Here is a 25019-nt window from a genome sequence, read left to right as displayed (position 1 = left end):
GGGAGCCGCTCCCTCTCTTGCCATAACACACGGCAGACACCGGCTCGCTGCCGGCGCTCTGCCAGACTTTTAAGGTTAACCGCAAAGGAGGTATTACACCGTGAAGGTTTCGCTATTCATTACCTGCATCAGCGACGCGCTGTTTCCGCCCATCGGCGAAGCGATGGCCCGCCTGCTGGCGCGGTACGGCGTCCGGCTCGATTTTCCGCAGGTGCAGACCTGCTGCGGCCAGCCGGCCTTTAACAGCGGCTATTGGGATGAAGCCAGAGCCTCGGCGAGGACGATTTTGGAAGCGTTTGACGACAGCGATTTTGTGATCGCCCCTTCGGGCTCCTGCACCGGTATGATCCATCATTATTACCCCAAGCTGTTTGAACATGAGCCTCTGCTTCAGCAGAAAGCGCTGGCGTTGAAGGAGAAGACGTACGAGTTCACCCAATTTCTCGTTCAGGTGCTTGGTGTGACGGATGTGGGGGCCGTTTTTCCCCATAGAGTTACCTATCATCCGTCCTGCCACGGCTCCCGGCTGCTCGGCATCAAAGACGAACCGATGCAGCTGATGGCCAGCGTGCAGGGCATGGAGCTGATTCCGCTGCCTTATGCGGAAGACTGCTGCGGCTTCGGCGGAACGTTCGCCATCAAGATGAGCGACATCTCGGGCGCGATGGTCGAAGAGAAAACCCAGCACGTGCTGGAGACGGAGGCCGAGGTGCTGGTCGGGCTGGACATGGGCTGCCTGCTGAACATCGGCGGCAATCTGCATTATCAGGGCAAGCCGGTCCGGGTCATGCATCTGGCGGAACTGCTGTATGAGGGAGTGAAGCACCGTGAGCAAACCGCAGGGGTCTAGCGTTAAGGAGCGGGCGGAGACCGCCCTGAAGGACGAATTTCTCGTTAATGCCGTCAAGTTTACGACCGAAAAGCTGAAAAACGGCAAGAAGGCGGCGACGGCGGAACACGGCAACTGGGAGGAATGGAGGGAGCGGGGAAGGCAGATCCGGGCCCATACGATCGCCCACCTCGACTATTATTTGAACGAGTTTGTGAATAATGCCAGGGAGCAGGGCGTGCATGTGCATTTTGCTCCCGAGGCGAAGGACGCCGCCCGGATCGCGGTGGAGATTGCCAAGCACAAGCAGGCCAAATCGGTCGTCAAGTCCAAATCGATGGTATCCGAGGAAGTGCATATCAACGAAGCGTTTGAGGGCATCGGCATTGAGTCCATTGAAAGCGACCTGGGCGAGTACATTATCCAGCTGGCGAATGAACCGCCATCCCATATCATTATCCCGGCCATTCACAAAAACCGGTATCAAATCGCCGAGCTGCTGTCGAAGGAAGCGGGAGAAACGCTGGCGCCGGACACGAAAATTTTGGCGGGATTTGCGCGGCGGAAGCTCCGCGACAAGTTTCTGGAAGCCGACATCGGGCTAACCGGAGCCAACTTTGGCATTGCCGAGAGCGGATCGATCGTCATTTTTGAAAACGAGGGTAACGCCCGCATGGTGAGCACGGTACCGAAAACGCAAATTACGCTGATGGGGATGGAGCGGCTTATTCCGACCTGGGATGACCTCGAAGTGATGGCGACGCTCCTACCGCGCTCGGCGACCGGCCAGAAGCTGACCGTGTACATGTCGGGCATCACGGGTCCGCGCCGGACGGCGGATGGAGACGGCCCGGAGGAGATGCATATCATCATCGTCGACAACGGCCGCTCGCTGCAGCTCGGAGATCCGGATTTCCAGGAGCTCTTGAACTGCATCCGGTGCGGGGCATGCCTGAACGCCTGCCCGGTGTACCGCCATATCGGGGGACATTCATACCCCGGAACGTACAGCGGGCCGATCGGTGCGGTGCTGACGCCGGCGCTGAACAAGAATACCGAGGAGTGGCAGGACATTGCTAACGCCTCCAGTCTATGCGGCGCCTGTTATGAAGCCTGTCCGGTCAAAATTCCGCTGCACGACATGCTTGTCTATTTGCGCAACCGGAAGGTCGAAAGGGGTTATACCGCAGCCGGCGAAAAGCTGGCGATGAAAGGCTTCAAGATGCTGATGAAAAGCTCCGGCCGCTTTAAACAGGCGGTGAAGCTTGGACAGACGGGCCAGAAGCTGCTGGTCCGGGACGGATATATCCGTTCCCAATTCGGCCCCCTCAAGGGCTGGACGGCGTACAGGCACATTCCTGCACTGCCTAATAAATCGTTCCGGGAACGCTGGCCGCAGCTGGACGCCGAGGTCGGGGCCAGCCTCCCGCCGATGCCGGAAGCGATGAAGTCCCGCATGGAGAGCATCGTGGCCGGCCGGAAGGAAAGGGGGATGAAGCGATGAGCACATCCGATCCGTCATTTTTGGAGAAAATGGAGCGGGAATCCCGGGAGCAGCAGAAGCGGTTCATCGGCCATATCGCCAGCCGTCTCGGTCGCGGGGGCGCTTCTGCATCCCGCAAGCCGGAGCATCCGTATCGGGGCGCACCGGATTTTTGGAACCGCTACGAGCTGACGCATGAAGAGCGGATCGAGCGCTTTATGGGGAACTGGCGTGCCGCCGGCGGCCATACCGAGTGGGTGGCCGGCTGGGATGAACTGTCCGGTGTCGTGACCCGCATCCTGCAGGAGCACGGGGCACAGTCAACGATCCGCCAGGACCTTCCGGAGCTGGCCGGGCTCCGGCTGGAACAGCATTTGCCGGAGCTTGCGCACCGGGTGTGGAACGGGCAGGATCCAGACGCCTCCCTGGCCGCTGCAGCCTATACGGATGCCGGGATCGCGCTTGTTGATGACGCCGTGGCGTATACCGGCTCGCTCGTGGTCACATCATCGGCGGAGAAGGGACGGTCGGTGTCCCTCCTGCCTAATCTGCTGATCGCCATCGTTCCGGCGGAGCGCATGAAGACGCGGCTCGGCGAGGTCATGGGCCGCATGTCCCGCAGCGCCGGGGAGGGGCTGCCGGCTGGGGTGCATTTTATTTCGGGGCCGAGCCGCTCCTCGGACATCGAAAACGACCTGACCATCGGCGTTCACGGGCCGGGGATCGCCTACGCTTTGATTGTCGGATAATCTGCTTCGGAATGTCCCCGCTGAAAGGGACATGGGGATAACACGTTGTCCGGGAACGGGCAAATCTATATAATGGGTGTACGATAGAACGAAAGAGGGAAGCTATGTTAGTTGCGGAACGTTATGATACCATCGTGCGGCTGGTCAATGAGCGAGGCAGCATCCGGGTGTCGGAGCTGAGCGAGCTGTGCGGCGTGACCGAGGAGACGATCCGCCGCGACCTGGACCGGCTGGAGCAGCAGGGCAAGCTGCGGCGGAGCCATGGCGGCGCCGTCAGCGTCAAGGAGACCCAGGCGGAGACCCCGTATTTCGAGCGGGAGGTCATCCATCAGGACGAGAAGAGGCGGATTGCCGAAGAGGCGGTGCGGCGGATCGAGCCGCGGGACCGCATCGCCCTGGATGCCAGCTCGACGGCGTGGTATATGGCTTCGATCCTGCCGGACATTCCTTTGACCGTGGTTACCAATTCCATCAAGGTTGCCCTGGAGCTGTCCTCCAAGGAGAAGATCGAGGTCATTTCGACGGGCGGCATGCTGGCAGCCCATTCCTTGTCTTACGTCGGCCCGCTCGCCGAACGCGGCCTGGAATCCTATTATGTGGATAAGGCGTTTATTTCCTGCAAGGGCGTGCACTTGGACCGCGGAATCAGCGAATCCAACGAGCTGCAGGCGATGGTCAAGCACCGGATGATCCGGCAGGCGAAGACCGTGTACATCCTGGCCGACGCGAGCAAAATCGGTGTGCAGGCGTTCACCCATCTTGCCGATTGGACCGAGGTGGACGTGCTGATTACCGACGGCCATGTTGACGGGAAGGACGCTTCGCTGCTCCGGGAGAAATCGATCGAGCTGATCATTGCGGGGCAGACAGATAGCGCTGCAGGTTAATCCGTACACGCCGCCAATCACCAATACAGCAGTAAGAACCCTCCCGCAGTGCTGGCTTCCAGCGATTGTGGGAGGGTTTGATTTTGATAAAGAAAAAAGAAGCAGCTGAAATAATGGCGGCGAAAATCGCATAAGAATCCTACGTTAAAAACAGCCCTGCCGGGAAACTCCCAGCGGGGCTGTTTATATAGGTGTGCTGTTCGGCGTTACTCGCCAGCCTTCGCCTGGCTTTTTGCTGCTTGCGGCACTTTCTCCCAGTCGATCAGGAAGCGCTCGATCCCGCTGTCGGTCAGCGGATGCTTCCACAGGGACGGCAGCAGCGAGCCCGGAATGGTCGCGATGTGGGCGCCGGCGATGGCCGCGTCCTCCACATGCTTGATGTTGCGGATGCTGGCCGCGATGATTTCGGACGTCATTCGATAGTTTTCGAGGATTTGCTTCAGCTCGCGAATCAGCTTCATGCCCTCGACCCCGATATCGTCCAGGCGTCCGACGAACGGGCTGACGTACGTAGCCCCGGCCTTGGCGGCCATCAGGCCCTGCGCGGCGGAAAAGATCAGCGTCACATTCGTTTTAATGCCCTTTTTGGTCAGCTCATGACATGCGTACAAGCCGTCTTCGGTCATCGGCACCTTGATGACGACGTTTGGCGCCCATTCGGCAATCTCGTAAGCTTCCTTCAGCATGTCTTCGGCTTTGGTGCCGATGACTTCGGCGCTGACCGGGCCGGAGACGATGCTGCAAATCTCCTGAATGACCTCTTTGAAATCCCGGCCTTCTTTGGCGATCAGGGAAGGGTTGGTCGTTACCCCGTCCACCAGTCCCAGGCGGGAGATCCGTTTGATTTCGTCGATGTTGCCCGTATCCAGGAAAAACTTCATATCACCAATTCCTCCTTCGTTATGAAAAGATATAGCTATCGGTTAAAATAAAATTTATAATAGTGTGTATCATAACTGATTTATGACACAATAATTATTTAAACCATGCTGCCCGTGATATAACAATGAAATTGCAGCTTCAGGTGATTTTTCTCAAAGGAGAGGATTCCCATTCAACTAACTCCGAGACAGCTGGATATCGTGGAACTTGTGCGGGAGCATGCTCCCGTTACAGGCGATCAGATCGCTGAGATGATCGGCCTCAGCCGCCCGACCCTGCGCGCGGACCTGTCCCTGCTCACGATGCTGGGCTTGATCAGCGCCAAGCCGAAGGTGGGGTATTTTCCCGGCGATACGCCAAGCTCCCAAGGTGAGTTTGAACAAAGATTGCAGCAAATATACGTGAAGGATATATACAGCACTCCCGTGACCATCTCCGAGCATGCGACGGCCTACGATGCCGTAGTGCAGCTGCTGTGCGAGAATACGGGCACGCTGATGGTGACCGGAGAGTCCGGTGAGCTTAAAGGGGTCGTCTCCCGCAAGGACGTGCTGAAGCTGACGATGGGGCATGCGGATTTGAGCACGATTCCCGTCGGTCTGGCGATGACCCGCCGGGCGCACATGGCGGCCCTGACGCCCGAGGAGACGGTACTGGATGCGGCTGACAAGCTGGTGAAGCATCAGGTGAACTGCCTGCCCGTCGTTTCCGGCGAGGGAGACAGCATGATGGTCGGCCGGGTCACCAAAACGGATATTTTGCGCGTATTGATCGGTCTCGCGGGTAAAGGCGGTTCGCCGGCCCCGAATTAAAGGGTCTCTTGAACATATAACTACAAGTCACAGCAACTAAAAAAGCCGGCTGCTCCCATCCCATATGGAATGGAAGCAGCCGGCTTTTGCCATTGGCCGTTACCGTCTTGGAAGCAGCCTTACGTATTCGTCCGACAGCTTCATCAGGTTCAAAATATAGTCGTAATCCTTCCGGTATTTCGAGAAGTCGGCGACAGGCTGCATCGTTTTCAGAGAGATGGCGGTGCCATCCTCAAAGCTTTTGCCCGGCACAAACAAAATGTCATTGTTGAAGAAGGAGCCTGTCGGCAGATAATACCGCATACCGACGACGTTCTTGTCGATGTTGAGCAGGTCGTGGCCAAATGCGGTAAAGTGCTTGTCCTTGAGCGAAATGCCCAGCAGGTTCGCCAGCGTCGGCATGATGTCGAGCTGACCGCCGACCTGGTCGACGACCTTCCCCTGTTTGCCAGGAATATGCATGATCAGCGGGATGTTGAAGCGGGTAATCCGCTGGTCATAAGGGATACCAAGCGCCTGCTTGATGACCGCCGGATCGTTGTCCTGCGGCTGTAGCCCGAAATGGTCGCCGTAAATGACGAGCACGGTGTCGTCCCACATGCCTTTTGCTTTCAGACCGTCGATCAGGGTGCCGATCGCATAGTCGGTGTAATTCACAGCCGTCAGGTAGTCCCCCAACTGGGTTCCCTGGATGGAATCGGGGACCTTGATTTTTTTGCGGTCCTCCGGCACCTTGAACGGAAAATGGCTGGAAGCCGTGACGAACTGGGCGTAAAACGGCTTGCCCTGCTCATGCAGCTCGGACAGCTTGTCCAGACCGACCCGGTACAGCTCCTCGTCCGAAGCGCCAAAATCGTTGAAGTGATCGTTTTTGTACGACTTTTTGTCGTAATAATTCGTAAAGTTCAGCGCCGGGTAAAGCTGGTCCCGGTCCCAGAATTTCACGTCGTTAACGTGAAACGTATCAGCCGTGTAACCGAGCTGCTCGAGCAGACGCGGCATGCTCGGGAGCTCCCGGTCGCCGAAGCCGCTCGACATCGCGACGGTGCCGGTCGGGTAAATCGACGTATTGCTCATAAATTCGGCGTCCGACGTATTGCCTTGCCCGATCTGCTGGAAGACATGCGGAAAGTACAGGCCGCCGTCAGCCAGTTGGTTCAGCACGGGGGTCAGCTCTTGGCCGCCTGTCGACAAATGGATCGGGAAGTTCTGGAACGCCTCCATTTGAATGACGATGACGTTTTTGCCCTTGGCAGCTCCAAACATCGCCGGTTTGTCTTGTGCAGTCTTACTGGTGTACGGGTATGACTGCTCGGCCTGGCTGACCTTTTGCACAGTTTCGTCCAGATTGCCGGAGGCGATCATGCTGTTCTCCTCGCTGGCGCGGATCCCGGCGGCAACCTGGTAATCCAGGAAGCCGAGATGCTCCGCCTGCATCAGCTCATTGGTGATGGAGCGGTCGGCATGAATGTACAGCGCCGAGACGATCACGCCGATGACGCCGAGGGCTGCCGGCCAAATTTTACGAAGCCGCGTGCGCAGCGAAATCCGCAGCGGTACCCAGCGGCCGATCAGCCACAAGAGCGCGACGATCACGACGTCAGCAAAAAATAAATAGTTCTCCGTTTCGATCGTTGACTGAACGCTTTCCTTAATCTGCAGCACCTGCTTCAGCTCGGACAGCGCCGTATAGGTCGGCACCGAATTGAAATGCTGAAAATACAGCGCCGACGCAAACATGAGAATTGAGAAAATGGCGTTAAAAATCCAATAGACCCATGCTTTCGCTTTCGCGGGGGTAATCAGCTCAATGATGCACAGCAGCACCAGCAGTGCAGCGGCGTCGGCGGTGATCCGGCTCCACAAAATATCATGGAAGAAAAAGTACCGGAGGAGCAGCAGCTTGAGCAGCAGGACGACGAAAACGGCGATAAAGGGCGTCTTCGGTCTGGAATAAGTGGAACGGAAGTCGATCATACCTGCTCCTTTCTGTTTCATTACAGTGTTCGTTGGTATTTACAAGTATAGTCATGTTAAACCTGATTTTACATACCGCGAACACTAAATTAACACAAAAAGGGCGCGCTGTTAATCATTTTTGGTATTGCGGACCACAAATGCCATAAAAGAACACATGAATCATATCCTCTGTAAACGCTTCGGGATCCTCACTCTGATTGACCAGATCCAGCAGTTTTTCGTACTGCTCCGTCATCATACCCACATATAGAAGCACCATCTGGACGGACACTTTCTCTGAAATTTCTCCGCGCTGCTTGCCCTTCTGCACAAAATCGGTGATCAAGGGGATGGCACGTTCCTCATACTGCTGCTGGATAAACCGGTTGATTTCCGGGTCGGCTTCGATCAGCTGCTTGAGCGCGGATGGGGTGAAGGGCAGCTTTAACCGGCTTTTTTGAAAAATAATGTATTCGATTTTTTCCTTCAGCGGCGCATCGCCCGTCAGCACGCTTTCATACTCCTCCATCAGCATGTCGACAAATTCCTTAAACACTTCGCGGAGCAGCGCTTCTTTGCTGCCAAAATAGTTGTATATGGTGACCTGCGACACTTCCGCCTTGGCTGCGATATCCTTGATGCGGATTTGCCGGGGTTCCCATTCGCCCAGCATTTCCAATACCGTTTGTTTGATCTTTTGTTTAATCTGCACTGCCCGCTTCTCAAATCCATTCATTTCTTACGAACCATCCTAACTATTTTAAAATAGGTCATCGGCTTGATCGAATGAACGAAGAACATCGGCTCTCGCCGTTCGATCTAATTAATGAAATTATAACACAAAAATATTTCATAAAATGTATTGACGGTGGAAAGCGGCAGGCGTATGATCCAATTATGAAATATAGGAACAAGAATATTTCATAAATTTAAATATGCATTGGAGGCGCTGGCATGCTGAGCGTTGAACATGTAACCAAAATTTTTTCGAACGGGAGAGGCATCCGTGACGTCACCTTTTCGGTCCGCCGCGGCGAGGTGTTCGGTTTCCTGGGACCGAATGGAGCCGGCAAATCGACGACGATCCGGCATATCATGGGCTTTTTGAAGCCGGATCAAGGCTCCGTAAAGGTATGCGGCTACGACACGTGGAAGGAACAGGGGCGGTTTCAAAAATATATCGGCTACCTTCCCGGCGAAATCGCGTTTATCGAGGGGATGACCGGCAAGGCGTTTCTGGATTTTATGGCAGGCATGCAGGGCGGCGTCGATCCGGCTTGGCGCGACGAGCTCATCCGCCGGCTGCAGTTTGACGTCCGGACGCCGATCCGGAAAATGTCCAAGGGAATGAAGCAGAAGGTCGGGATCGTTGCCGCCTTCATGCATCGGCCGGAGGTCATTATCCTGGATGAGCCGACATCAGGGCTGGATCCGCTCATGCAAAAAGTGTTCATCGAGCTCGTGCTGGAGGAGAAGGCAAGGGGGACGACCTTCCTGATGTCCTCGCATAATTTTCCGGAAATCGAACGGACCTGCGACAGGGCGGCGATCATCAAGGACGGCGTGATTATTGCGGTCAAGGATATCCATGAGCTGCAGTCGATGCAGCGCAAGCTGTTCGAAGTGACGTTCGAGACGGAGCAGGAGCTGGACGATTTCATGAAATGCGGCCTGAAGATCGATTCCCGGGAAGGAAACCGCGTGCGGGTGGCCGTTCAGGGCGACGTGGACCGGTTTATTCGCGAAACCGCCCGCTTTCACGTCCGCAATATCGATGTGTTCACGCAGAACCTGGAGGACATTTTTATGGATTATTACGATCGGGAGGGTCAAACGCCATGAATATGCCGCTGTACAGACAAATGCTTGCGATTAACCTCAAAATGTTCATGAATTATGCCTTCGGATCGGCCTTTTATATATTGTTGATGTTTTGGATTTATCCGGGAATCGCCAAAAACAGCAGCAGCTTGAATTCGCTGATCGATGGGATGCCGGAGGGCTTGGGCAAGGCGTTCGGCCTGGAAAACGGCTTCGGCAGCGTCGGCGCGTTTATATCCGGTGAGTATTACGGCCTGTTGTATCTGCTGATTCTGTCCATCTTCTGCATTCTCGTATCCACGCAGCTGATCGCCAAGCTTGTCGACCAGGGCTCGATGGCGTACCTGTTGTCGGCGCCCACCACCCGCACGAAGGTAGCCCTGACCCAGGCGGCCGTGCTGCTCTCCGGGCTGGTGCTGATTTGCGCGGTCACGACACTGGCCGGGTTTGCCGGGTACGCCTGGTTTATCGGGGAACTGGGGGATTTCGACGGCACCGGCTTTGTGCTGCTGAATGCAGGCGCCCTGCTGCTGTTCTTCTGCATCGGAGGCATTTCTTACCTGATTTCCGCCTGCTGCAATGACGAGAAGCGGGCGCTGACGCTCTCAGGCGTGATCATCATCGGATTTTTCAGCCTGAACCTGATCGGCAAAATCAGCGGGGAGCTCAGCTGGATGCGGCATATTTCGGTCTTTTCCTTATTTGATCCCGGTGAGATCGTCGGCAAAACGGCGGATTGGCCGGTGTCTATCGCGGTTCTGGCCGGCCTGGGCGCGGTCGCCTTCGCCGCCGGCATGATTATTTTCCGGAAAAGAAGCCTGCCGCTGTAAATCAAGCTATACTAGGGGGAGCAGGTACACCGATCAAGGAGGTCACGATGAAAGCACTCATATTGGCGGCTGGCTACGCCACGAGGCTGTACCCGCTGACGCGGGATGTGCCCAAAGCCCTGCTCCCCCTAGGGCCTGGCACCATCCTCGACCATATTGTCCGCAAGGTGGAGCGGGTCAGCGGCATTTCGGAAATCGTACTGGTCAGCAACCACAGGTTTGCCTCCGCGTTTCGGTCATGGGCCGAGTCGCGCGAATTCTGTGTACCGGTGCGCGTACTCGACGATGGTTCCACATATGAAGGGAACCGGCTCGGAGCGGTCGGCGACATGGAGTTTGCCGTGAAGGAAATGGGAATGGAAGAAGACCTTCTGGTCATGGCAGGGGACAACGTGTTTACGTTCGAACTGCAGGGGTATGTCGACTTTTATCACAAACGGCAGCGCGACTGCATCCTCGTCCAGCCGATGGAACGTACGGAGGATTTGCAGCGGGTCGGCGTCGTCCAGCTTGATGAGGGGGACACCGTCCTGTCTTTCGAGGAAAAGCCGGCGCATCCCCGGACGAATCTCGGCGTGCTCGCCGTGTACATTTACCGCAAAGACACACTTCCTCTCATTGGCGAATATCTGAATGAAGGGAATCAGCCGGATGCTCCGGGATATTTCCCTGAGTGGCTGTGCCAGCGCAAGGAGATGGCCGCATACCGGGCACGGGGAACGAGTTATGACATCGGGACGCCGGAGGCTTACCGCGAGGTGACGGAGAATTATGCAGCTTTGTTTGGGAATTGAATATTTATGAGTTTGAATGTATATTTATCCGTATGATGCTGAAGGAGCGATATACATGTATAAGTTTTTGGAGGAAATCACGATCAACACGTGGCCGGCCAAGTATTCCGCTCAGATGAACGGTTGGCTGGTCCGCTATGCGGACGGGTACACGAAGCGGGCGAATTCTGTCAGTCCGATTTACCTGGACCCGGGCTGCGATGTGGAAGGAAGCATCGCCGCCGCCGAAAGGTTTTACCGGGATGCCGGTCAGCCGGTCATTTTCAAGATGACTCCTTATGTTATGCCGTCCGATCTGGATGAACGTCTCGCCGGGCGGGGGTATGTTCAGGTGGATCTATCCAGCGTGCGGATTCTGGATCTTCAGCGAGAAACGGCGCCGGCGGTTGACCCCGGGCTTCACGTTGTGTTCCGGGACCGGCTGGATACCGGCTGGCTCGAGCAGATGTCCCTCATGAACGGAATACCGGGCCACGGACAATCGGTCCTGGCGCACACGCTGGCCTCGACTCCGCTCCAGCAGGGATTTTTCCTGTTACAGCAAGGGCGTGAGACGGTAGCCGCCGGACTCGGCGTCATTCAACAGGGATGGCTGGGCCTGTACGATATCGTGACACATCCTCATTTCCGGCAGCGGGGGATGGGATTTCAGCTGATCCAGCGCATGCTGGCATGGGGCCGGGAGCAGGGCGCGCATTCGTCGTTTCTTCAGGTCGTTCAGGCCAATGAGGCGGCATGCCGGTTATACGACAAGCTTGGTTATCGCCATATTTACTCCTATTGGTACAGAGTGCTTAAATAATGGAATAAGGCGAATGTTTGTTCTTGTATCAAATGCCATTCCCAGGTATCATAGAGTGGCATGGCCAGCGCCATGACAGATTGACTTGGGTTGGGAGAGATGAGGATGAACGACATGCCGGAGAAACTTGCGCCGATGTGCGAACTGATCGATGAGGTGAAGGCACTGGCGGATATTCCGGAAGATCAGTGGACGGGAGCGATTGCCGAAGGCAAGTGGTCGCCGCAGGAAATCATCGGGCACATCATGCTGTGGGACAAGCATTTCCTGGAGCACGCGATCCGGCCGATGGCGGCCAAAGAACCGATGGATATGCCGAAGGTGGAGCTTGATGAATTCAACCGGGAAGCGGCCGCGTATGCGCGCAGCCAAGGACGCCAGGAGCTGATCGATCAGACGGTGCACTGGCGGGAGCAGATCATCGGAGAACTGAAACGGATACCTGAAGAAGAGTATGCCACCGAATACAGTACCGGAAGCGGCAAGCTGTCCGTTGACGAGTATCTTGCCGATTTTTACTGGCATGACCGCCATCATATGAATCAGATCCACCATTACATAGCAAACGGGCACAAATAGAACAGCTCTTCTAACAAGAGGACCGTAACGAGGTGAAAACTTACTTCGGGCGGTCTTTTTTTAAGCACGCAACTTATATCGGATAGGAAGAGGAGGAACGTGATGAGCAGCATCATGAATGGGAAGGTCAAAAATAAAGCATGAGGTAACGTTTAAGCTCCGGGGAATTTCTCCGGGGCTGATCTGGCATGAAATCGGATGGCCGGACCGTAGACTAATAGAAAATCTATCTGTCTGAGCCCAAGGAGGTCTGGCATGAACAGAGAAGACCGGCTGGTAGCAAGCCCACATGGGGGGGCGGCTGAATCCGTAAGCATAAGTGAAGCCGAGCCGGCAGAGTGGGAGTGGTACCTGCGCATTTATGATAAACAGATGGCTGCAGGGATCAAGCCGCCGCTTCATACCGATTCATTTCTTGCTGCGGGTTTCATGCCTTATTGGTTGAAAAAAAACGGAAAGGTGATCGGCGGTGCTGCTCTTTCGGGCTGTGCGATCCGGGATTTGTTCACGATTCCACCCCATCAGGTGGATAAAGGATTAATCCTTGCTGTCGTCAAGTCGATCCGGGAGACGGAAGCAGGAGGGGGAACGCGTACGATCCGGGCCTATGAAGTCTTTGCGGATCAGGAAGATGCCTATATGCGAGCAGGCTTTTTCCCGGCACCCCATAGGCATCGCTGGATGCAGCGGCCAACGGCCGAATATGACTCCAACGTAAACAGCGGCTCAGCTTTTCAATCCGTAGAAATCCAACATGAGGGCGGAGAACGGCGGCTCGTGCTTGAACGGGAGATCGGTTTGTTTTTGTTCAAGCATGCATGGCATGAAGAGGGCAGTAAGCTGGAGGACGCTTCTTTTCCTGGCGTGCTGTCCAAGCTCAGGCTCGATGCTGCGCATATGACAGAGGAAACAACGCTGGCTTCAAGCCTGTTGTATGATACATCGACCCGCGCATTGATCGGGGTCTGTATCATTGGGATGCTGGCAGGCTGTCCCACGATTCAGGAACTCACCGTCATGAAGGCTTACAGAGGCCGTGGGCTGGCGACCCAGATGGTGCAAAAAGCGCTGACGATGTTAAAAAAACAGGGGCTGCCGCTGCTGCGGATTCGTGCCATCCATGGACATCCGCATGAGTCCTTGTGCTTTCAACTTGGTTTTATGCCTGGTCCTCTGTTTATATCGACCATGACCATGTATGGCTGAGAAGCCGCAACCAGCGCATCCGGAAGCAAAGCATGGGGAACTGGGAAGAAGCGTCCGGCAAATTTTCCAAAACTTGATCGGGCCATCTGCTTTATCCTGCTACCGTAACTCATTGACGCTCACAGCATAATGATTTAGAATTTCTTTTCGAAAGGTTCAGTTCAACATTTCAACATCAAGTTCGTGCAGCATCCGCTTTTAAACTCCGATTCGTTCGGAGTGGCGAAATTTTAACGAAGACTTCGTAGTGTCATCGGTTTCGTTCGCCCCCTGTCCTAACCGACAGGGGGCTTTTGGTTGTTGCGCGGGTACTGGCATCAGGAGGTTATCCATTTGAACAAGCTCAAATACTCGCTGCTGATACTGATCGGTGCATGCAGCTACGGCGTGCTTTCCTCCATTATGAAGGTCGGCATGAAGGAAGGTTTTACCGTCAGCCAAATGCTTGGGGGCCAATATATTTTCGGTTGGTCATTGCTGCTGGTGCTGATGCTTATTTTTTCCCGGAAAAAGATTGCACCAAAGCAGTGGCTTGCATTGCTGGCGGTCGGAATTACCATGAGCGGCACGTCGGTCTTTTACGGCAAGGCCGTAGAGCGGCTGCCCGCATCGATTGCCGTTGTGCTGCTGTTCCAGTTCACATGGATCGGCGTATTAATGGAAGCCGCCGCGGATCGTCGCATTCCAAGCCGCAGCAAGATCATTTCGATCGTGATTTTGATCCTGGGGACCCTGCTCGCTGGAGGCGTCATCGGCGAAAGTACCGGACCGCTGGACACAAGAGGCGTCGTATACGGTCTGCTGTCCGCTTTTACGTTTGCGCTATATATGTTTGTCAGCGGACGCGTCGGTACGACGGTTCCTGCCTTTAATAAAAGCTTCTTCATGACCACGGGCTCGGGCGTCATCGTATTGTCCGTCTTCTCTCCCGCTTTTTTGTGGGATGGGGCTTTGGTGGCCGGATTATGGAAATACGGTCTGATTCTTGGCATTCTAGGCATCTTGATCCCGGTGCTCTTTTTCGCGATCGGTATGCCGAAGGTGGGCTCCGGCACAGGGGCAATCCTGGGAGCTGCCGAATTGCCTGCAGCGGTCGTCGCTTCCGTCCTGCTGGTTCACGAGCATGTGAGCAGCCTGCAGTGGCTCGGGATCGTGCTTATTTTCATCGGCATCGCCATCCCGCAAATCCGCTTTTCAAGGAAGCAAAGCCCGCCGATATATGAACGACCGGAAAGCGCTGCACATCTTTAGCTTTTTGACGGGCTGCGAGATTAAGCATTACGGTACAGGGTAATGTAAACATGTAGACATCTCTTCTTATTTTAGCCTCGGCGCGTAGCCGCAGGCTGTTTTTTTTGTATAATGGAATCAGTAAGAAGGGGGTTGATTTGCAATTATTCATGCAATGACTGCATTTTCTGTTTAGGGTAATCAAAGAAAGCTTCGATTTCATTAAAAATATGGAGGTCATTTCTTATGATTATCAGACAAATGCATGTGAACGAGGCGGACAAGATCCGCCAAATCGACCGGTCCGAACAGATCGACCGGATTTACAAAATGAACGGCGGGCAGCTTGAAACCGTTCCGATGGGACATGAATGTCCGACCTGGGATGAGGAACACACGGATGAAATGGTCAACCGCTTCCGGTGTGAGCTGGAGCAGGGAGGCACGGCATACGGGGCGTTCGACGGCGAAGTGCTCGCCGGCTTTGGCGTGCTCGGACACCGGTTCAGAGGCCGCAACCAAGACCAGCTGCAGGTGGATCTGATGTATGTCAGCCGGCCATACCGGAGACAAGGGCTGGCTACCCGGATCATGAACGAGCTGAGCCGCGTGGCCAAGGAGCGCGGAGCAAGCTATTTATACATATCCTCGACGGAAACGGAATCGGCGGTCGGCTTCTACCGTGCCAACGGCGGAAACCTCACCGAGGAAGTGGATGAGGAGCTGTATCAGCAGGAGCCGGAAGACATTCATATGCTCAAGAAGCTGTAAGACAGAGGAAATAGAGGTGAACGGGCAGTGTTCGTGTATTTTGCATTCGGAATAGGTATTCTCATCATGATCGGAGCGGGCGTGCTCGCTTGGAAAAATTCCAAAATCATCGCAGAACAGAAGAAGCAGCCCGGCCCCAGACCGATTCACTACACCTATACGGTGCAGGTGACAAGCCGCTTAGATGAAGAGGAGAACAGCCGTTTCACCCCGATTTATCGAATTTCGTATGAGGATCCTCAAGGAACGATGTATGCGTACTTAGGCAGGGTAACCGGGGAAAGGGAGCTGAAGCTGTCCGAAGCAGCCGGCATCATGGAGACTAAGCTGGCGGACGTGCTCGCGAAGGGCCGGCTCAAGACGGCGTCTCCTGTCATGGAAGCGGTCATCGGCGAAGAGGAGAAAGAGGCTGTCGCCCGTTTGGAACACAAGTTAAACGCGTCAGGGGGGCTGGTCAGTGGATGACTTGACAAAGCGGCCGATTCGGGCGGTGTTGTTTGATTTCGACGGCACGCTGGCGGATACGCTGCCGTTGTCTTTTTATGCGTTTCAGGAAGTATTCCGCAAGTATACCGCGAAGGAGTACAGCAACGAAGAGATCATGGCCTGGTTTGGACCGACAGAGGAAGGCATTATCAGCCAGGTTTTGAAATCTCACGAGTCACTTCCTGAAGCTATTGATGACTACTATCGGATCTACGACGCATATCACGACCGGATGCTCACGCTTTCGGAAGAAATCCGCGGCATGCTGAACCGGCTGCAGGACATGTCCATTCCGATGGGCATCATCACAGGCAAAAGCCGCAGATCGCTCGACATTTCTTCGGCAAAGCTCGCTATGGGGTCTTATTTCACCGTAGGCTTTGCCGGGGATGAGCTTACCCGTCCCAAGCCGGATCGGGAGGGCATCGATAGGGCGATGGCCGTGCTCGGCGTAATGCCGGAAGATATGCTGTTTATCGGGGACAGCAACGCCGATATGGCAGCCGGACGGGCGGCAGGCACCCGGATTGGCGGTGCGATATGGTTTGAAACGATTCAGAGCAGCAATCTTCTCCCGGTTCCCGATTATCGGTTCACCTCGCCGCTTCAAGTGGCGGAGCTGATCGGCAGGTTAAATCAGGGCAAAGGATAAACAAGAGGCGAAGGAGGGAAGGCGAATGCACGTCGTTCAATTTCAGGATCCGGAAGCATTTTTGGAGCATACGGAGCCGGTGCTGCTTGAGAATGAACTGCTGAACAATCTTCCGCTTGGCATTCTGTACCGGTTGGTAGACACGATGAAAGAAGAAGGCGGCATTCCGCGGCATGGGGAGGGAAGCAGCCGGCTGTTTCTGGCGACGGTTCAAAGCGGAGAGCAGCCCCTGCTCATACTCATCCAGACGCTGTCGCATCTGATTCTGTACGCAAGCGATGAAGTCGGCGGCCCGGAACAGCTTCGGGCTTGCTGCAGCGAGGCGGTGGACTATATCATCCGTCAGGGTGAGGTATCCCAAATCCCCAGCATTATCGGGTTAACGTCAACCGCTCAAATGTTTGTGGAGGTGTGGCGCGACAAGACCGGCATCTCCTACCATGTCGGAATGAATCAGCGGATATACCGCTGTACGAATGTTAACCCTATTCCTGAAAGCGGAGGACATTTGAGGGAAGCGGGACCTGACGATATACCGCTCATTACGAATTGGGTGCTGGACTTCAGCCGCGAAGCGCTGGAGCCGATCCCGCAGGAGGACGCCGAGCGGATTGCCAGAAGGGGAGTCACCTTGTCTTCCCTCTATATTTGGGATGATGGGGGACCGGTCTCCATGGTCCAAAAATCGCGCCCGACCCGGCGCGGTATCGTGGTAGCGCTGGTTTACACGCCACCCGAGCTGCGCGGCAGGGGTTATGCAAGCTCATCCGTAGCCGAACTGACCCGGCGGCTCCTGAGCAGTGATTACGAGTTTACGTGCCTGTACACGGATCTCAGCAATCCGGTGTCCAACCATATTTACATGAATATCGGCTACGAGCCGGCGGCGGATTCCATCGTGTATGTATTCGACCGGGCGGGCGAATAGTTACATATGATAGCTGCCTGTGGGTTCGTTTAAGACCCATTCCAGCATGGTCAGCATGTCTTCGACGCGGAGCAGCTGGGCAGACAGCGAGGCGTGGACCGGCGTGTCCGGTTCAGCCGATTGGATGCGGGAGAGCAGCGACTTTTTTTGCATCAGCAGTTCGTTCATTTTGGATTTAATCTGGTTTTCGGTTCTCATTGATAACCCTCCATGTGCAGTTGTTACGGTACCATGATGATTATACCAGTCTTGAAGGGCAGGTCCATAACCGAATCGGCCCATCCACTATACCAAGGAGATGATGAGGAATATGAATCTGAAGAAAATGGCTGCGGAAAAAGCGGTTGAATACGTTGAGGACGGCATGCGTGTCGGTCTGGGGACAGGCTCCACCGCTTACTGGGCGATCAAGAGAATCGGTGAACGCGTCAGGGAAGGGATGACGATACAGGCCGTGGCGACCTCCAAGGCTTCGGAGAAGCTGGCGGCCGAGGAAGGGATTCCGCTGGTGCCTTTTCACCAATTGGACGGGCTGGACCTGACTATTGACGGTGCAGACGAAGTCAATCCGGAACTGAGCCTGATTAAAGGCGGGGGCGGGGCTCTGCTGCGGGAAAAAATCGTTGCCTACCACAGCAAGCAGCTGATCATTATTGCCGATGAGCACAAAGTAGTGAATACGCTGGGCGCTTTTCCCCTCCCGGTGGAGATCATCCCGTTTGCGCATGAATGGACGCTGGGATCGCTGGAGAAGCTCGGATGCAGCCCGCAGCTGCGCACCGATAACGACCAGCTGTACGTTACCGACAACGGAAACTATATCGCCGATTGCCGCTTCGGGGAAATTGCCGACCCTGCGAAGCTTCATCAGCAGCTGTTATACATTCCGGGCGTGGTGGACAACGGGTTGTTCATCGGAATGGCGGACCGGGCGGTCATCGCCGGCAGCGACGGAACGGTTAAAATCATGGAGCGTCCGTTAAACCGGTAGGTCAGGCGCATTTCATGAAACAACCGGTATTGTCCGCTGCATGGCGAAATTTGCTAACCGTGTTGATCGTCGTTTATACGCTTCTTCTCCTCTATTGGATGTTCCTGGGGTTCGGACGGAGCCCGGGTTCATCCTTTCATTATAATGTGATTCCTTTGCGGACGATCCGGCTGTACATTCAGTATGGCTGGACCATGTCCCCGAAAATATGGATCATCAATTTGTTCGGCAATATGGCGGTGTTCGTTCCTTTCGGCCTCCTGCTGCCGCTGCTGATCCAGAAGCTGCAGTCGTGGCTTGTGCTTACGGTCGTCTTCGTTTCGTCCATCCTGGTCGTGGAATGGGCGCAGATGCTGCTGCGGGTCGGCAGCTTTGACGTGGATGACGTGATCCTGAATACGGCGGGCGTGTGGATCGGATGGATGATCTCCAGCATTTGGCGGGAACGGATCGGTACAAAAAGAGGAACAAAGGTTTGACATCATCGCGTCTTTCGATTATCTTAGCATTAAGATAGCGCGTTTGGAGGTTTTTACATGGCTGGTAAAACTAGCAACGATGAATTGTCCCTGGATTTATTTATTGTCCTTGCCCGCGCCTATAATTCAGTAGTTGCCCACTCCATTCGTGATATTCAAAGCCACGGTTTGAATTCAACGGAATTTGGAGTCCTGGATCTGCTGTATCACAAAGGGCCCCAACCACTGCAAAAAATCGGGGAGAAGGTATTGATATCCAGCGGGAACATTACGTACGTGGCGGATAAGCTGCAGAAAAAGAATCTGCTTGTCCGCAAGGCGTCGCCGGACGACCGGCGGGTCATATTTGCAGATCTGACGGATGAGGGGAGAGCATTCTTCCAGAGTATTTTTCCTCAGCATCAGCAGGTTTTGGTCCGCGCGGTGGAAGATCTGGACAGCGAAGAGAAGATGCAGGCGATTCAGCTTCTGCGTAAGCTCGGATTGTCGGCAGAGCGGAAATTCAAGGAGAGTGGGGCTATATGAACGGACAGCTTCGCGCAAACATCAGGCCCGGACTCGAGGTCGATATCGTACTGAAGCAGGACCAGCGTACAGGCAAAAGGACACGCGGCATCGTGAAGGATATCCTCACCAATTCCGCCCAGCATCCGCACGGCATTAAGGTCAGGCTGACAGACGGGCAGGTCGGCCGGGTGCAGGAAATTATCACGCCATAAAGTGTTAGGAACGGAACAATCTTGGCAGTCGTGCTGAAGCATGAAAAACAGCCGCTGCCCGCCGGAAGGGCGGGAGCGGCTGTTTTTCTTTATATTGGTGACCGTTATTCCTCGGACGGTCACAGATGAAACCGTTCAACCTGATCCCACTGCTTTTCTTTGCGCAAAATTTCGCGCTGTTTTGGCCCGAGCAGGTCAAAATGGGGAAAAGGAGAGCGGTTGTGTATATATTTCGGTGAAAGTCCGTGGCTGACGCACCAGCCGGCGAGCCGGTCCAAATCCGAGCAGCCGACCTTGGTAACCGTCGTCATCCCTGGAAAACGCGGGTCCAGCCAGTAGTGCGTCAAATACGCGATTTCTCCCCGGCTGACCGCCTCCTTCCACCGGTTCAGTTCCATGCGGTTAATTCCAAAAGCCATCCTGTATTCATCCCCATCTATTTCGTCATTCGTCTTCGGATATGATTCGTACGTCTTCGCACATTTCCAGTTATTAGCCTGGCAAATTCCTGCTTGCCGATTAAGCGTCTGCCGTACGCTGCATCAGGCGCTTCAGCTTGGTTTCGGTCGGAGATCCGGCGCACGGCGTATAGATGCTGCAGCGCAAATCGCTGCCGCCCTGTACCTGCAGCGACGTTAAATCGAACAGCATCTTTCCGGCTTTGGCATGCCTGAACTCAATCAGCACCTCCGGCGCCGAGCTGACCTGGCTCTGTTTCCACAGCGTCAGGAATTCGGGGTCGGTATTCTCCATTTCCCGAAGAAACTGCTCATACCATTCATCATCGACGTACTGGCCGTAGTACGCGCGAAAAATCGACAGAAACCCCATAATAAAATGCTCCCAGTTAACCGCCAGCCTCCGCATCTCCTTACGGGTAAACAGAAGGCGGATCAGGTTCCGCTCCTCGGGCGGAATCTGGGTAAAGTCGAGAAACACGTGGGCGGCCGCTTCATTCCAGCCGACAATCTGGAAACGCCGGTCGGAGATGATCGTTGGACAGTAGTGGAGCTCGTCCACGATTTTTTGCAGCGCCGGGCTGATCTGCGGGTGCTCCTGCTGAATCGGGGCGGCAGCAGAGCCGCTCTCCAGGGCGAGCGAAAACAAATACTTCCGCTCGTCCGCTGTCAGCCGGAGCGCGGACGCGACGCAGTCGAGCACCGAAGCGGACACTTTGATGTCCCGTCCCTGTTCAAGCCAAGTATACCAGGTGCTGCTGACCCCGGCGAGCTGTGCCACTTCTTCCCGCCGGAGTCCGGGCGTCCGCCGGCGGGTGCCCTGCGGAAGTCCGACTGTTTCCGGCTGCAGCTTGGCCCGCTGGTTTTTCAGAAAAGCGGAAAGCGCATTAAGCCGTGCCTGCTGATTCATCTGTTCTTGCACCTCTTTCAAAGTTAAGACCCATTTGCAGATCCATTTGTAGATCTAGATTCAGTTCTATTTGCACATCTATTTGCACATCCAATGATAAGTTCCATCGTAGGTTCCTTCCCATTCGGGTGTTTCTTATGATGGTGTTCATTATGATGGTGTTGCTTATACTAGGATAAACTATAACTTGTAATAGGATAAATGCTATGGAAAGATAATATCATAATTTGAGTTTGGGAGGAATACCAGATGGAGAAGGTTGTCGTTACAGGAATGGGGCTGGTTTCACCGCTGGGCAGCACGGTACCCGGCTTTTGGAATGCCATGATTCGAGGCGAGTCGGGAATATCCCGGATCGATGCGTTTGATACGTCCCGCATGAAGGCTTCCGTCGCCGGCATCGTACGGGACTTTGATGCGGAGGCAAGGTTCGGCCGCAAGGAAGCCCGACGGATGGACCGCTTCTGCCAGTTTGCGCTGGCAGCGGCTGAAGATGCGCTCAAGGATGCGGAACTGGACCTGGACCGCCTGGATAAGGAGCGGACGGGTGTGTACGTCGGCTCCGGTATCGGAGGCATTGGGACATTGATGGAGCAGGGGGACGTTCTTCGTTCCCGGGGACCGGAACGAGTCAGCCCGGTGCTCGTCCCGATGATCATCTCGAATATGGCCGCGGCAACGATCAGCATCCGGTTCGGCTTCACCGGACCTACGATGTCGCCGGTTACGGCATGCTCGATCGGCAATACAAGCATCGGAGAGGCGTTCCGGCTGATCCGCTCGGGCGGTGCGGACGTCATGATCGTCGGCGGAACGGAAGCGGCCATTTCCGAAATTTCGATGGCGAGCTTCGGCAATGCTACGGCCCTATCGGCATGGGACGGGGATCCGAAGCTGGCAAGCCGACCGTTCGATGCTGGCCGCGACGGGTTCGTCATGGGCGAAGGCGCGGGCATCCTGGTGCTGGAGTCACTGTCCCACGCCCGCCGCCGGAATGCTCGCATATATGCGGAGGTAGCCGGGTATGGGGCGACTTCGGATGCCTATCATATTGTCGCTTCCCATCCGGAAGGTATCGGAGCCTACAATGCGATGAGGCTTGCTCTTCAGGAAGCCGCCGTCCGTCCGGAGGACGTCGATGTGGTCAGCGCTCATGCCACGAGTACGGAAGTCGGGGACAAGTCCGAGACGCAGGCCATCAAGCGCTTGTTCGGCGAAGCGGCTTACCGTGTGCCGGTGACGGCGAACAAATCGATGCTCGGGCATATGTTTGGGGCTTCCGGCGGCGCTCAGGCCATCGCTTTGGTACAGATGCTGCTGGAAGGCGTGATTCCGCCGACGATCAATCTGCGGGAAGCGGACCCGGAATGCGATCTGGATTATGTTCCGAATACCGCGCGCACCGCTGAAGTCAAGATCGGCATATCCAATTCCTTCGGTTTTGGCGGTCATAACGCCGTTATCGTTTTGAAGCGATTCGAAGCTTAACCAAGGGCGTATCCCTTCCCGGGCTTCTCTTTAGCGGCCAATCCCTCGAGTCCCGGTCCTCTGGACCGATATGGTATGATGGGGATATCTATCCATAAGTCAGAAACCCATAATTGGAGGGGATGAGAATTGGCCGTCAAAATTTGTCCGAAGTGCGGGGAATCCAATCCGGAGCAGGCGTGGACCTGCGTACGCTGCGGCAGTTCCCTGCAGAATGCCGAAGTGGCCGGAACTCCGGATGCCGACAAAGGGGCGGACATATCGCTCGGACGCGATGAGAGCATCTGCCCTGCATGCGGTGAACAGCTCGAACCGGGGGCGAGAAAGTGCAAGTTTTGCGGGACGATGATCTATAAAAAGCCCGCTGCTCCGATTTATGAAGAGCCGGAAGAAGATCCGTATAGACCAAGCGCGGTGTCCATCATTTTGCTGATTCTGGCGACGGTGGTGTTTCCTCCGGCCGGTCTCATCGTAGGAGGGGTGGCCGTCGTTCTCGGCGATCCGGATAAACGGATCGCCGGGCAGCTTTTGATGGTTCTCGGTCTGATCGTGATTGCCGTGAAGTACTTTCTTTAATGCGTGTCGCCATCATTTTCTAGAAGAAATTCGGCTGCCAGCCTGGTCGGGGGCTCCTTCCTTGGGTATATCTTAAGTAGAAGCTTGTTAACTAAGGAGGCTGGCCGATGACCAAAGAACATTTTGAAGCAGCGAGGGCTTCGGAAGCGGAGTACCATCAGCGCTTTTACGAAGATAACGATCTGTTTGAACAGGGTACCTGGATGGCTCAGCCGGGACCGGTCGTCATGGAAATGCTGGAGCGGCTGCTCCAGCATCGCGAGGATGCGCAGGTGCTGGATCTCGGCTGCGGCGTTGGCCGCAACTCGATTCCGGTCGCCGAGCGGTTGCGCGGAACCCGGAGCCGGGTGGTCGGGGTGGATCTATTGGAGGATGCCGCTGCCAAGCTTAAGGAAAACGCAGTGGAATTCGGTGTACAGGAGCTGGTTGAATCTGAGGCCGCCGATGTGGAGCATTACGCGATCGAGGCGAATGCCTACGATTACATCATTGCGTGCTCGGCACTGGAGCATACGTCATCGCGTGACGCCCTGGAACGGGTGCTGGACCGGATGAAGCGCGGGACGCGGACCGGCGGGATCCACTGTATCACCATGAGCACGGACGTAGAGGAAGTCGACCGGGTAACCGGGGAAGTTCGGAAGGGATTAATCGAAACCAATTTGGCGCAGCAGGACGCTATGGCGTTACTTCAGCAGCATTACCGGGATTGGAATATGCTGATCGAACGCGTGGTACCGCAGAGCATCGAGGAAATGAAGGATGGGCGAAGCATCGACTTTCGCTGTTCCCTGATCACGTTTGCCGCACAGAAGATCCGATAAAACCGATGTGCGTGCAGCGGCAGCCCTCATACGCCAATTAACTGTTTGATCAAGATATGAGATCTATCAAATGCCCCATGACAGCCAGCGGCTGACGGGGCTTTTTTTCGCGCAAATACGCTAGGGTTGGAAACGCGATGACATGGAGACGTCAGGAGGGGTTCTGCTTGATCCTGGCCCACCCTGCAGTTTCGGTCCGGTTGAAATTTACGCGCAGACAAGGTACAGTAACGAAACAGAATTCTTTTTGCCATGATAGGGCAGAGCAGTGAATGTGAATTTACAGGAGGCAGAATTTATGCTGTTAAATATCAAAAATTACATACGCAAGCCGGAGACGATGGAGCTCATCTCCTATGCGGTTTTTCCCGATGACCGGTCGATTGAGCAGGCGATCCAGCAGTACGAGGCCAACGACGCCTGGCAGCTGTACGGTTTTGAAGACGGGGAACTTCTTGTCGGGTTGATCGGTTTTGAAAAGATGGATGATACCTTGCTGATCCGCCATATTTCGGTCATCCCCGAAAACCGCGGGCTCGGGTACGGAAGGGGCATGATCCTGGAAGTGCTGGCGCAGGAAAAGCCCGCCAGGGTCGTAGCGGAGACGGATGAGGAGGCGGTCGACTTTTACCGCAGCATCGGATTTGAGGTGCACAGCCTGGGCGAACTGTTTCCGGGAGTGGAGCGTTTCCGCTGCGTTTACGAAGCCGAAGAGGAAGAGGAATAAAACTGCATATCGAATGAAAATAACGAGAGCCGGTTCCGGAAAGGGACCGGTTTTTAAAATCAAAATTCCCGCGCATGGTCCCGTTTCGCTCCCGGGCCCGGATACATATACTGCAGTAAGCAGCTTATGAGTCAGAAGGGGGGCGAA

The 25019-nt window shown here is 55.2% G+C and carries 30 protein-coding genes; 24 read left to right on the top strand and 6 right to left on the bottom strand.

What is annotated here, in order from left to right; genetic code table 11:
* The first annotated feature begins 100 nt into the window (after nt 1-100).
* From C7820_RS13540 to C7820_RS13525, 4 genes are all read left to right on the top strand, one after another.
* Nucleotides 101-850, top strand: a complete 750-nt coding sequence (locus tag C7820_RS13540) for a (Fe-S)-binding protein (RefSeq protein ID WP_116231316.1) — start codon at nt 101-103, stop codon at nt 848-850.
* Entirely contained in the window at nt 828-2333 is a 1506-nt protein-coding gene (locus C7820_RS13535) for a LutB/LldF family L-lactate oxidation iron-sulfur protein (protein WP_116231315.1), read from the top strand. Before C7820_RS13540 ends, C7820_RS13535 begins: the two co-directional genes overlap by 23 nt.
* Entirely contained in the window at nt 2330-3061 is a 732-nt protein-coding gene (locus tag C7820_RS13530) for a LutC/YkgG family protein (RefSeq protein ID WP_116231314.1), read from the top strand. Before C7820_RS13535 ends, C7820_RS13530 begins: the two co-directional genes overlap by 4 nt.
* Nucleotides 3062-3165: 104 nt before the next feature.
* Nucleotides 3166-3948, top strand: coding sequence for a DeoR/GlpR family DNA-binding transcription regulator (locus C7820_RS13525; protein WP_116231313.1), 783 nt, complete (start codon nt 3166-3168; stop codon nt 3946-3948).
* Nucleotides 3949-4154: 206 nt separating this feature from the next.
* Here the strand turns inward: C7820_RS13525 and fsa are convergent, their stop codons facing one another.
* Nucleotides 4155-4829 carry a fructose-6-phosphate aldolase gene (gene fsa, locus C7820_RS13520; protein ID WP_116231312.1) on the bottom strand — a complete coding sequence of 225 codons (675 nt, stop codon included), beginning with the start codon at nt 4827-4829 and terminating at the stop codon, nt 4155-4157.
* A gap of 165 nt (nt 4830-4994) precedes the next feature.
* Here fsa and C7820_RS13515 point away from each other — a divergent pair, with 165 nt between their 5' ends.
* Nucleotides 4995-5642 (top strand): CBS domain-containing protein, encoded by a 648-nt coding sequence (locus C7820_RS13515; protein ID WP_105443707.1) that lies wholly within the window; start codon nt 4995-4997, stop codon nt 5640-5642.
* 99 nt (nt 5643-5741) lie between these two features.
* On the opposite strand, the gene C7820_RS13510 is transcribed toward C7820_RS13515, so the two are convergent.
* Nucleotides 5742-7619 carry an LTA synthase family protein gene (locus tag C7820_RS13510; RefSeq protein WP_116231311.1) on the bottom strand — a complete coding sequence of 626 codons (1878 nt, stop codon included), beginning with the start codon at nt 7617-7619 and terminating at the stop codon, nt 5742-5744.
* A 115-nt stretch (nt 7620-7734) separates the two neighbouring features.
* A complete protein-coding gene (locus C7820_RS13505) occupies nt 7735-8337 on the bottom strand; it encodes a TetR/AcrR family transcriptional regulator (RefSeq protein WP_116231310.1) in 603 nt (200 codons plus the stop codon).
* 218 nt (nt 8338-8555) lie between these two features.
* Between C7820_RS13505 and C7820_RS13500 the strand changes: the two genes are divergently transcribed.
* The 11 genes from C7820_RS13500 (at nt 8556) to C7820_RS13450 (ending at nt 17700) form a co-directional block, all read left to right on the top strand.
* Nucleotides 8556-9443 (top strand): ABC transporter ATP-binding protein, encoded by an 888-nt coding sequence (locus tag C7820_RS13500; RefSeq protein WP_116231309.1) that lies wholly within the window; start codon nt 8556-8558, stop codon nt 9441-9443.
* Nucleotides 9440-10252, top strand: coding sequence for an ABC transporter permease subunit (locus C7820_RS13495; RefSeq protein ID WP_116231308.1), 813 nt, complete (start codon nt 9440-9442; stop codon nt 10250-10252). The genes C7820_RS13500 and C7820_RS13495 overlap by 4 nt, the downstream gene beginning before the upstream one ends.
* Nucleotides 10253-10299: 47 nt before the next feature.
* A complete protein-coding gene (locus C7820_RS13490; protein ID WP_116231307.1) occupies nt 10300-11046 on the top strand; it encodes a nucleotidyltransferase family protein in 747 nt (248 codons plus the stop codon).
* A gap of 55 nt (nt 11047-11101) precedes the next feature.
* Nucleotides 11102-11848 carry a GNAT family N-acetyltransferase gene (locus tag C7820_RS13485; RefSeq protein WP_181909019.1) on the top strand — a complete coding sequence of 249 codons (747 nt, stop codon included), beginning with the start codon at nt 11102-11104 and terminating at the stop codon, nt 11846-11848.
* A 105-nt stretch (nt 11849-11953) separates the two neighbouring features.
* Complete coding sequence (locus tag C7820_RS13480) at nt 11954-12427, top strand: DinB family protein (protein WP_181909018.1); 474 nt, start codon at nt 11954-11956, stop codon at nt 12425-12427.
* A gap of 255 nt (nt 12428-12682) precedes the next feature.
* Complete coding sequence (locus tag C7820_RS13475; RefSeq protein WP_116231304.1) at nt 12683-13633, top strand: GNAT family N-acetyltransferase; 951 nt, start codon at nt 12683-12685, stop codon at nt 13631-13633.
* A 333-nt stretch (nt 13634-13966) separates the two neighbouring features.
* Nucleotides 13967-14884, top strand: coding sequence for an EamA family transporter (locus tag C7820_RS13470; protein ID WP_116231773.1), 918 nt, complete (start codon nt 13967-13969; stop codon nt 14882-14884).
* A 225-nt stretch (nt 14885-15109) separates the two neighbouring features.
* The gene (locus C7820_RS13465; protein ID WP_116231303.1) at nt 15110-15634 is read left to right on the top strand and encodes a GNAT family N-acetyltransferase; all 525 of its coding nucleotides are present in this window, start codon (nt 15110-15112) and stop codon (nt 15632-15634) included.
* A 27-nt stretch (nt 15635-15661) separates the two neighbouring features.
* Entirely contained in the window at nt 15662-16099 is a 438-nt protein-coding gene (locus C7820_RS13460) for a hypothetical protein (protein WP_116231302.1), read from the top strand.
* Complete coding sequence (locus C7820_RS13455; RefSeq protein ID WP_116231301.1) at nt 16092-16772, top strand: HAD family hydrolase; 681 nt, start codon at nt 16092-16094, stop codon at nt 16770-16772. The genes C7820_RS13460 and C7820_RS13455 overlap by 8 nt, the downstream gene beginning before the upstream one ends.
* Nucleotides 16773-16797: 25 nt before the next feature.
* A complete protein-coding gene (locus tag C7820_RS13450; protein ID WP_116231300.1) occupies nt 16798-17700 on the top strand; it encodes a GNAT family N-acetyltransferase in 903 nt (300 codons plus the stop codon).
* Here the strand turns inward: C7820_RS13450 and C7820_RS13445 are convergent, their stop codons facing one another.
* A complete protein-coding gene (locus tag C7820_RS13445; protein ID WP_116231299.1) occupies nt 17701-17898 on the bottom strand; it encodes a hypothetical protein in 198 nt (65 codons plus the stop codon). It abuts the gene before it with no gap.
* A gap of 112 nt (nt 17899-18010) precedes the next feature.
* On the opposite strand from C7820_RS13445, the gene rpiA reads away from it, so the two are divergent.
* The 4 genes from rpiA to C7820_RS13425 are packed head-to-tail and all read left to right on the top strand — an operon-like array spanning nt 18011 to nt 19889.
* Complete coding sequence (gene rpiA / locus C7820_RS13440; protein ID WP_181909017.1) at nt 18011-18691, top strand: ribose-5-phosphate isomerase RpiA; 681 nt, start codon at nt 18011-18013, stop codon at nt 18689-18691.
* Between the two features lie 14 nt (nt 18692-18705).
* A complete protein-coding gene (locus tag C7820_RS13435) occupies nt 18706-19170 on the top strand; it encodes a VanZ family protein (protein ID WP_116231297.1) in 465 nt (154 codons plus the stop codon).
* Nucleotides 19171-19227: 57 nt separating this feature from the next.
* The gene (locus tag C7820_RS13430; protein ID WP_076168391.1) at nt 19228-19695 is read left to right on the top strand and encodes a MarR family winged helix-turn-helix transcriptional regulator; all 468 of its coding nucleotides are present in this window, start codon (nt 19228-19230) and stop codon (nt 19693-19695) included.
* On the top strand, nt 19692-19889 hold the full coding sequence (locus C7820_RS13425; RefSeq protein ID WP_076168389.1) for a YwbE family protein: 198 nt from the start codon (nt 19692-19694) through the stop codon (nt 19887-19889). Before C7820_RS13430 ends, C7820_RS13425 begins: the two co-directional genes overlap by 4 nt.
* 119 nt (nt 19890-20008) lie before the next feature.
* On the opposite strand, the gene C7820_RS13420 is transcribed toward C7820_RS13425, so the two are convergent.
* Nucleotides 20009-20308, bottom strand: a complete 300-nt coding sequence (locus tag C7820_RS13420) for a hypothetical protein (RefSeq protein ID WP_116231296.1) — start codon at nt 20306-20308, stop codon at nt 20009-20011.
* 100 nt (nt 20309-20408) lie between these two features.
* Nucleotides 20409-21257, bottom strand: coding sequence for a helix-turn-helix transcriptional regulator (locus C7820_RS13415; RefSeq protein ID WP_076168387.1), 849 nt, complete (start codon nt 21255-21257; stop codon nt 20409-20411).
* 249 nt (nt 21258-21506) lie between these two features.
* Here C7820_RS13415 and fabF point away from each other — a divergent pair, with 249 nt between their 5' ends.
* The 4 genes from fabF to C7820_RS13395 all read left to right on the top strand — a co-directional run bounded on the left by fabF (nt 21507) and on the right by C7820_RS13395 (nt 24872).
* Nucleotides 21507-22745, top strand: coding sequence for a beta-ketoacyl-ACP synthase II (gene fabF / locus C7820_RS13410; RefSeq protein ID WP_116231295.1), 1239 nt, complete (start codon nt 21507-21509; stop codon nt 22743-22745).
* A 129-nt stretch (nt 22746-22874) separates the two neighbouring features.
* Nucleotides 22875-23321: a zinc ribbon domain-containing protein gene (locus C7820_RS13405; protein ID WP_116231294.1), complete on the top strand. Its 447-nt coding sequence runs from the start codon at nt 22875-22877 to the stop codon at nt 23319-23321.
* A 107-nt stretch (nt 23322-23428) separates the two neighbouring features.
* Entirely contained in the window at nt 23429-24145 is a 717-nt protein-coding gene (locus C7820_RS13400) for a class I SAM-dependent methyltransferase (RefSeq protein ID WP_116231293.1), read from the top strand.
* Nucleotides 24146-24443: 298 nt separating this feature from the next.
* On the top strand, nt 24444-24872 hold the full coding sequence (locus C7820_RS13395) for a GNAT family N-acetyltransferase (protein WP_116231292.1): 429 nt from the start codon (nt 24444-24446) through the stop codon (nt 24870-24872).
* Nucleotides 24873-25019 lie beyond the last annotated feature (147 nt).

This window comes from Paenibacillus sp. VMFN-D1 (assembly GCF_003386155.1).
Lineage (GTDB): Bacteria > Bacillota > Bacilli > Paenibacillales > Paenibacillaceae > Paenibacillus_AQ > Paenibacillus_AQ favisporus.
Note: the sequence above shows the minus strand (reverse complement) of the source record. Positions and strands in the feature narration are given on the sequence as shown.

Bases quoted from the DNA above. Each gene is read 5' to 3' on its own strand.
- C7820_RS13530 (WP_116231314.1), top strand. From the start codon at position 2,330: ATGAGCACATCCGATCCGTCATTTTTGGAGAAAATGGAGCGGGAATCC.
- C7820_RS13525 (WP_116231313.1), top strand. From the start codon at position 3,166: ATGTTAGTTGCGGAACGTTATGATACCATCGTGCGGCTGGTCAATGAG.
- fsa (WP_116231312.1), bottom strand. From the start codon at position 4,829: ATGAAGTTTTTCCTGGATACGGGCAACATCGACGAAATCAAACGGATC.
- C7820_RS13510 (WP_116231311.1), bottom strand. From the start codon at position 7,619: ATGATCGACTTCCGTTCCACTTATTCCAGACCGAAGACGCCCTTTATC.
- C7820_RS13505 (WP_116231310.1), bottom strand. From the start codon at position 8,337: ATGAATGGATTTGAGAAGCGGGCAGTGCAGATTAAACAAAAGATCAAA.
- C7820_RS13500 (WP_116231309.1), top strand. From the start codon at position 8,556: ATGCTGAGCGTTGAACATGTAACCAAAATTTTTTCGAACGGGAGAGGC.
- C7820_RS13495 (WP_116231308.1), top strand. From the start codon at position 9,440: ATGAATATGCCGCTGTACAGACAAATGCTTGCGATTAACCTCAAAATG.
- C7820_RS13490 (WP_116231307.1), top strand. From the start codon at position 10,300: ATGAAAGCACTCATATTGGCGGCTGGCTACGCCACGAGGCTGTACCCG.
- C7820_RS13485 (WP_181909019.1), top strand. From the start codon at position 11,102: ATGTATAAGTTTTTGGAGGAAATCACGATCAACACGTGGCCGGCCAAG.
- C7820_RS13480 (WP_181909018.1), top strand. From the start codon at position 11,954: ATGAACGACATGCCGGAGAAACTTGCGCCGATGTGCGAACTGATCGAT.
- C7820_RS13475 (WP_116231304.1), top strand. From the start codon at position 12,683: ATGAACAGAGAAGACCGGCTGGTAGCAAGCCCACATGGGGGGGCGGCT.
- C7820_RS13465 (WP_116231303.1), top strand. From the start codon at position 15,110: ATGATTATCAGACAAATGCATGTGAACGAGGCGGACAAGATCCGCCAA.
- C7820_RS13450 (WP_116231300.1), top strand. From the start codon at position 16,798: ATGCACGTCGTTCAATTTCAGGATCCGGAAGCATTTTTGGAGCATACG.
- C7820_RS13445 (WP_116231299.1), bottom strand. From the start codon at position 17,898: ATGAGAACCGAAAACCAGATTAAATCCAAAATGAACGAACTGCTGATG.
- rpiA (WP_181909017.1), top strand. From the start codon at position 18,011: ATGAATCTGAAGAAAATGGCTGCGGAAAAAGCGGTTGAATACGTTGAG.
- C7820_RS13435 (WP_116231297.1), top strand. From the start codon at position 18,706: ATGAAACAACCGGTATTGTCCGCTGCATGGCGAAATTTGCTAACCGTG.
- C7820_RS13430 (WP_076168391.1), top strand. From the start codon at position 19,228: ATGGCTGGTAAAACTAGCAACGATGAATTGTCCCTGGATTTATTTATT.
- C7820_RS13425 (WP_076168389.1), top strand. From the start codon at position 19,692: ATGAACGGACAGCTTCGCGCAAACATCAGGCCCGGACTCGAGGTCGAT.
- C7820_RS13420 (WP_116231296.1), bottom strand. From the start codon at position 20,308: ATGGCTTTTGGAATTAACCGCATGGAACTGAACCGGTGGAAGGAGGCG.
- C7820_RS13415 (WP_076168387.1), bottom strand. From the start codon at position 21,257: ATGAATCAGCAGGCACGGCTTAATGCGCTTTCCGCTTTTCTGAAAAAC.
- fabF (WP_116231295.1), top strand. From the start codon at position 21,507: ATGGAGAAGGTTGTCGTTACAGGAATGGGGCTGGTTTCACCGCTGGGC.
- C7820_RS13400 (WP_116231293.1), top strand. From the start codon at position 23,429: ATGACCAAAGAACATTTTGAAGCAGCGAGGGCTTCGGAAGCGGAGTAC.
- C7820_RS13395 (WP_116231292.1), top strand. From the start codon at position 24,444: ATGCTGTTAAATATCAAAAATTACATACGCAAGCCGGAGACGATGGAG.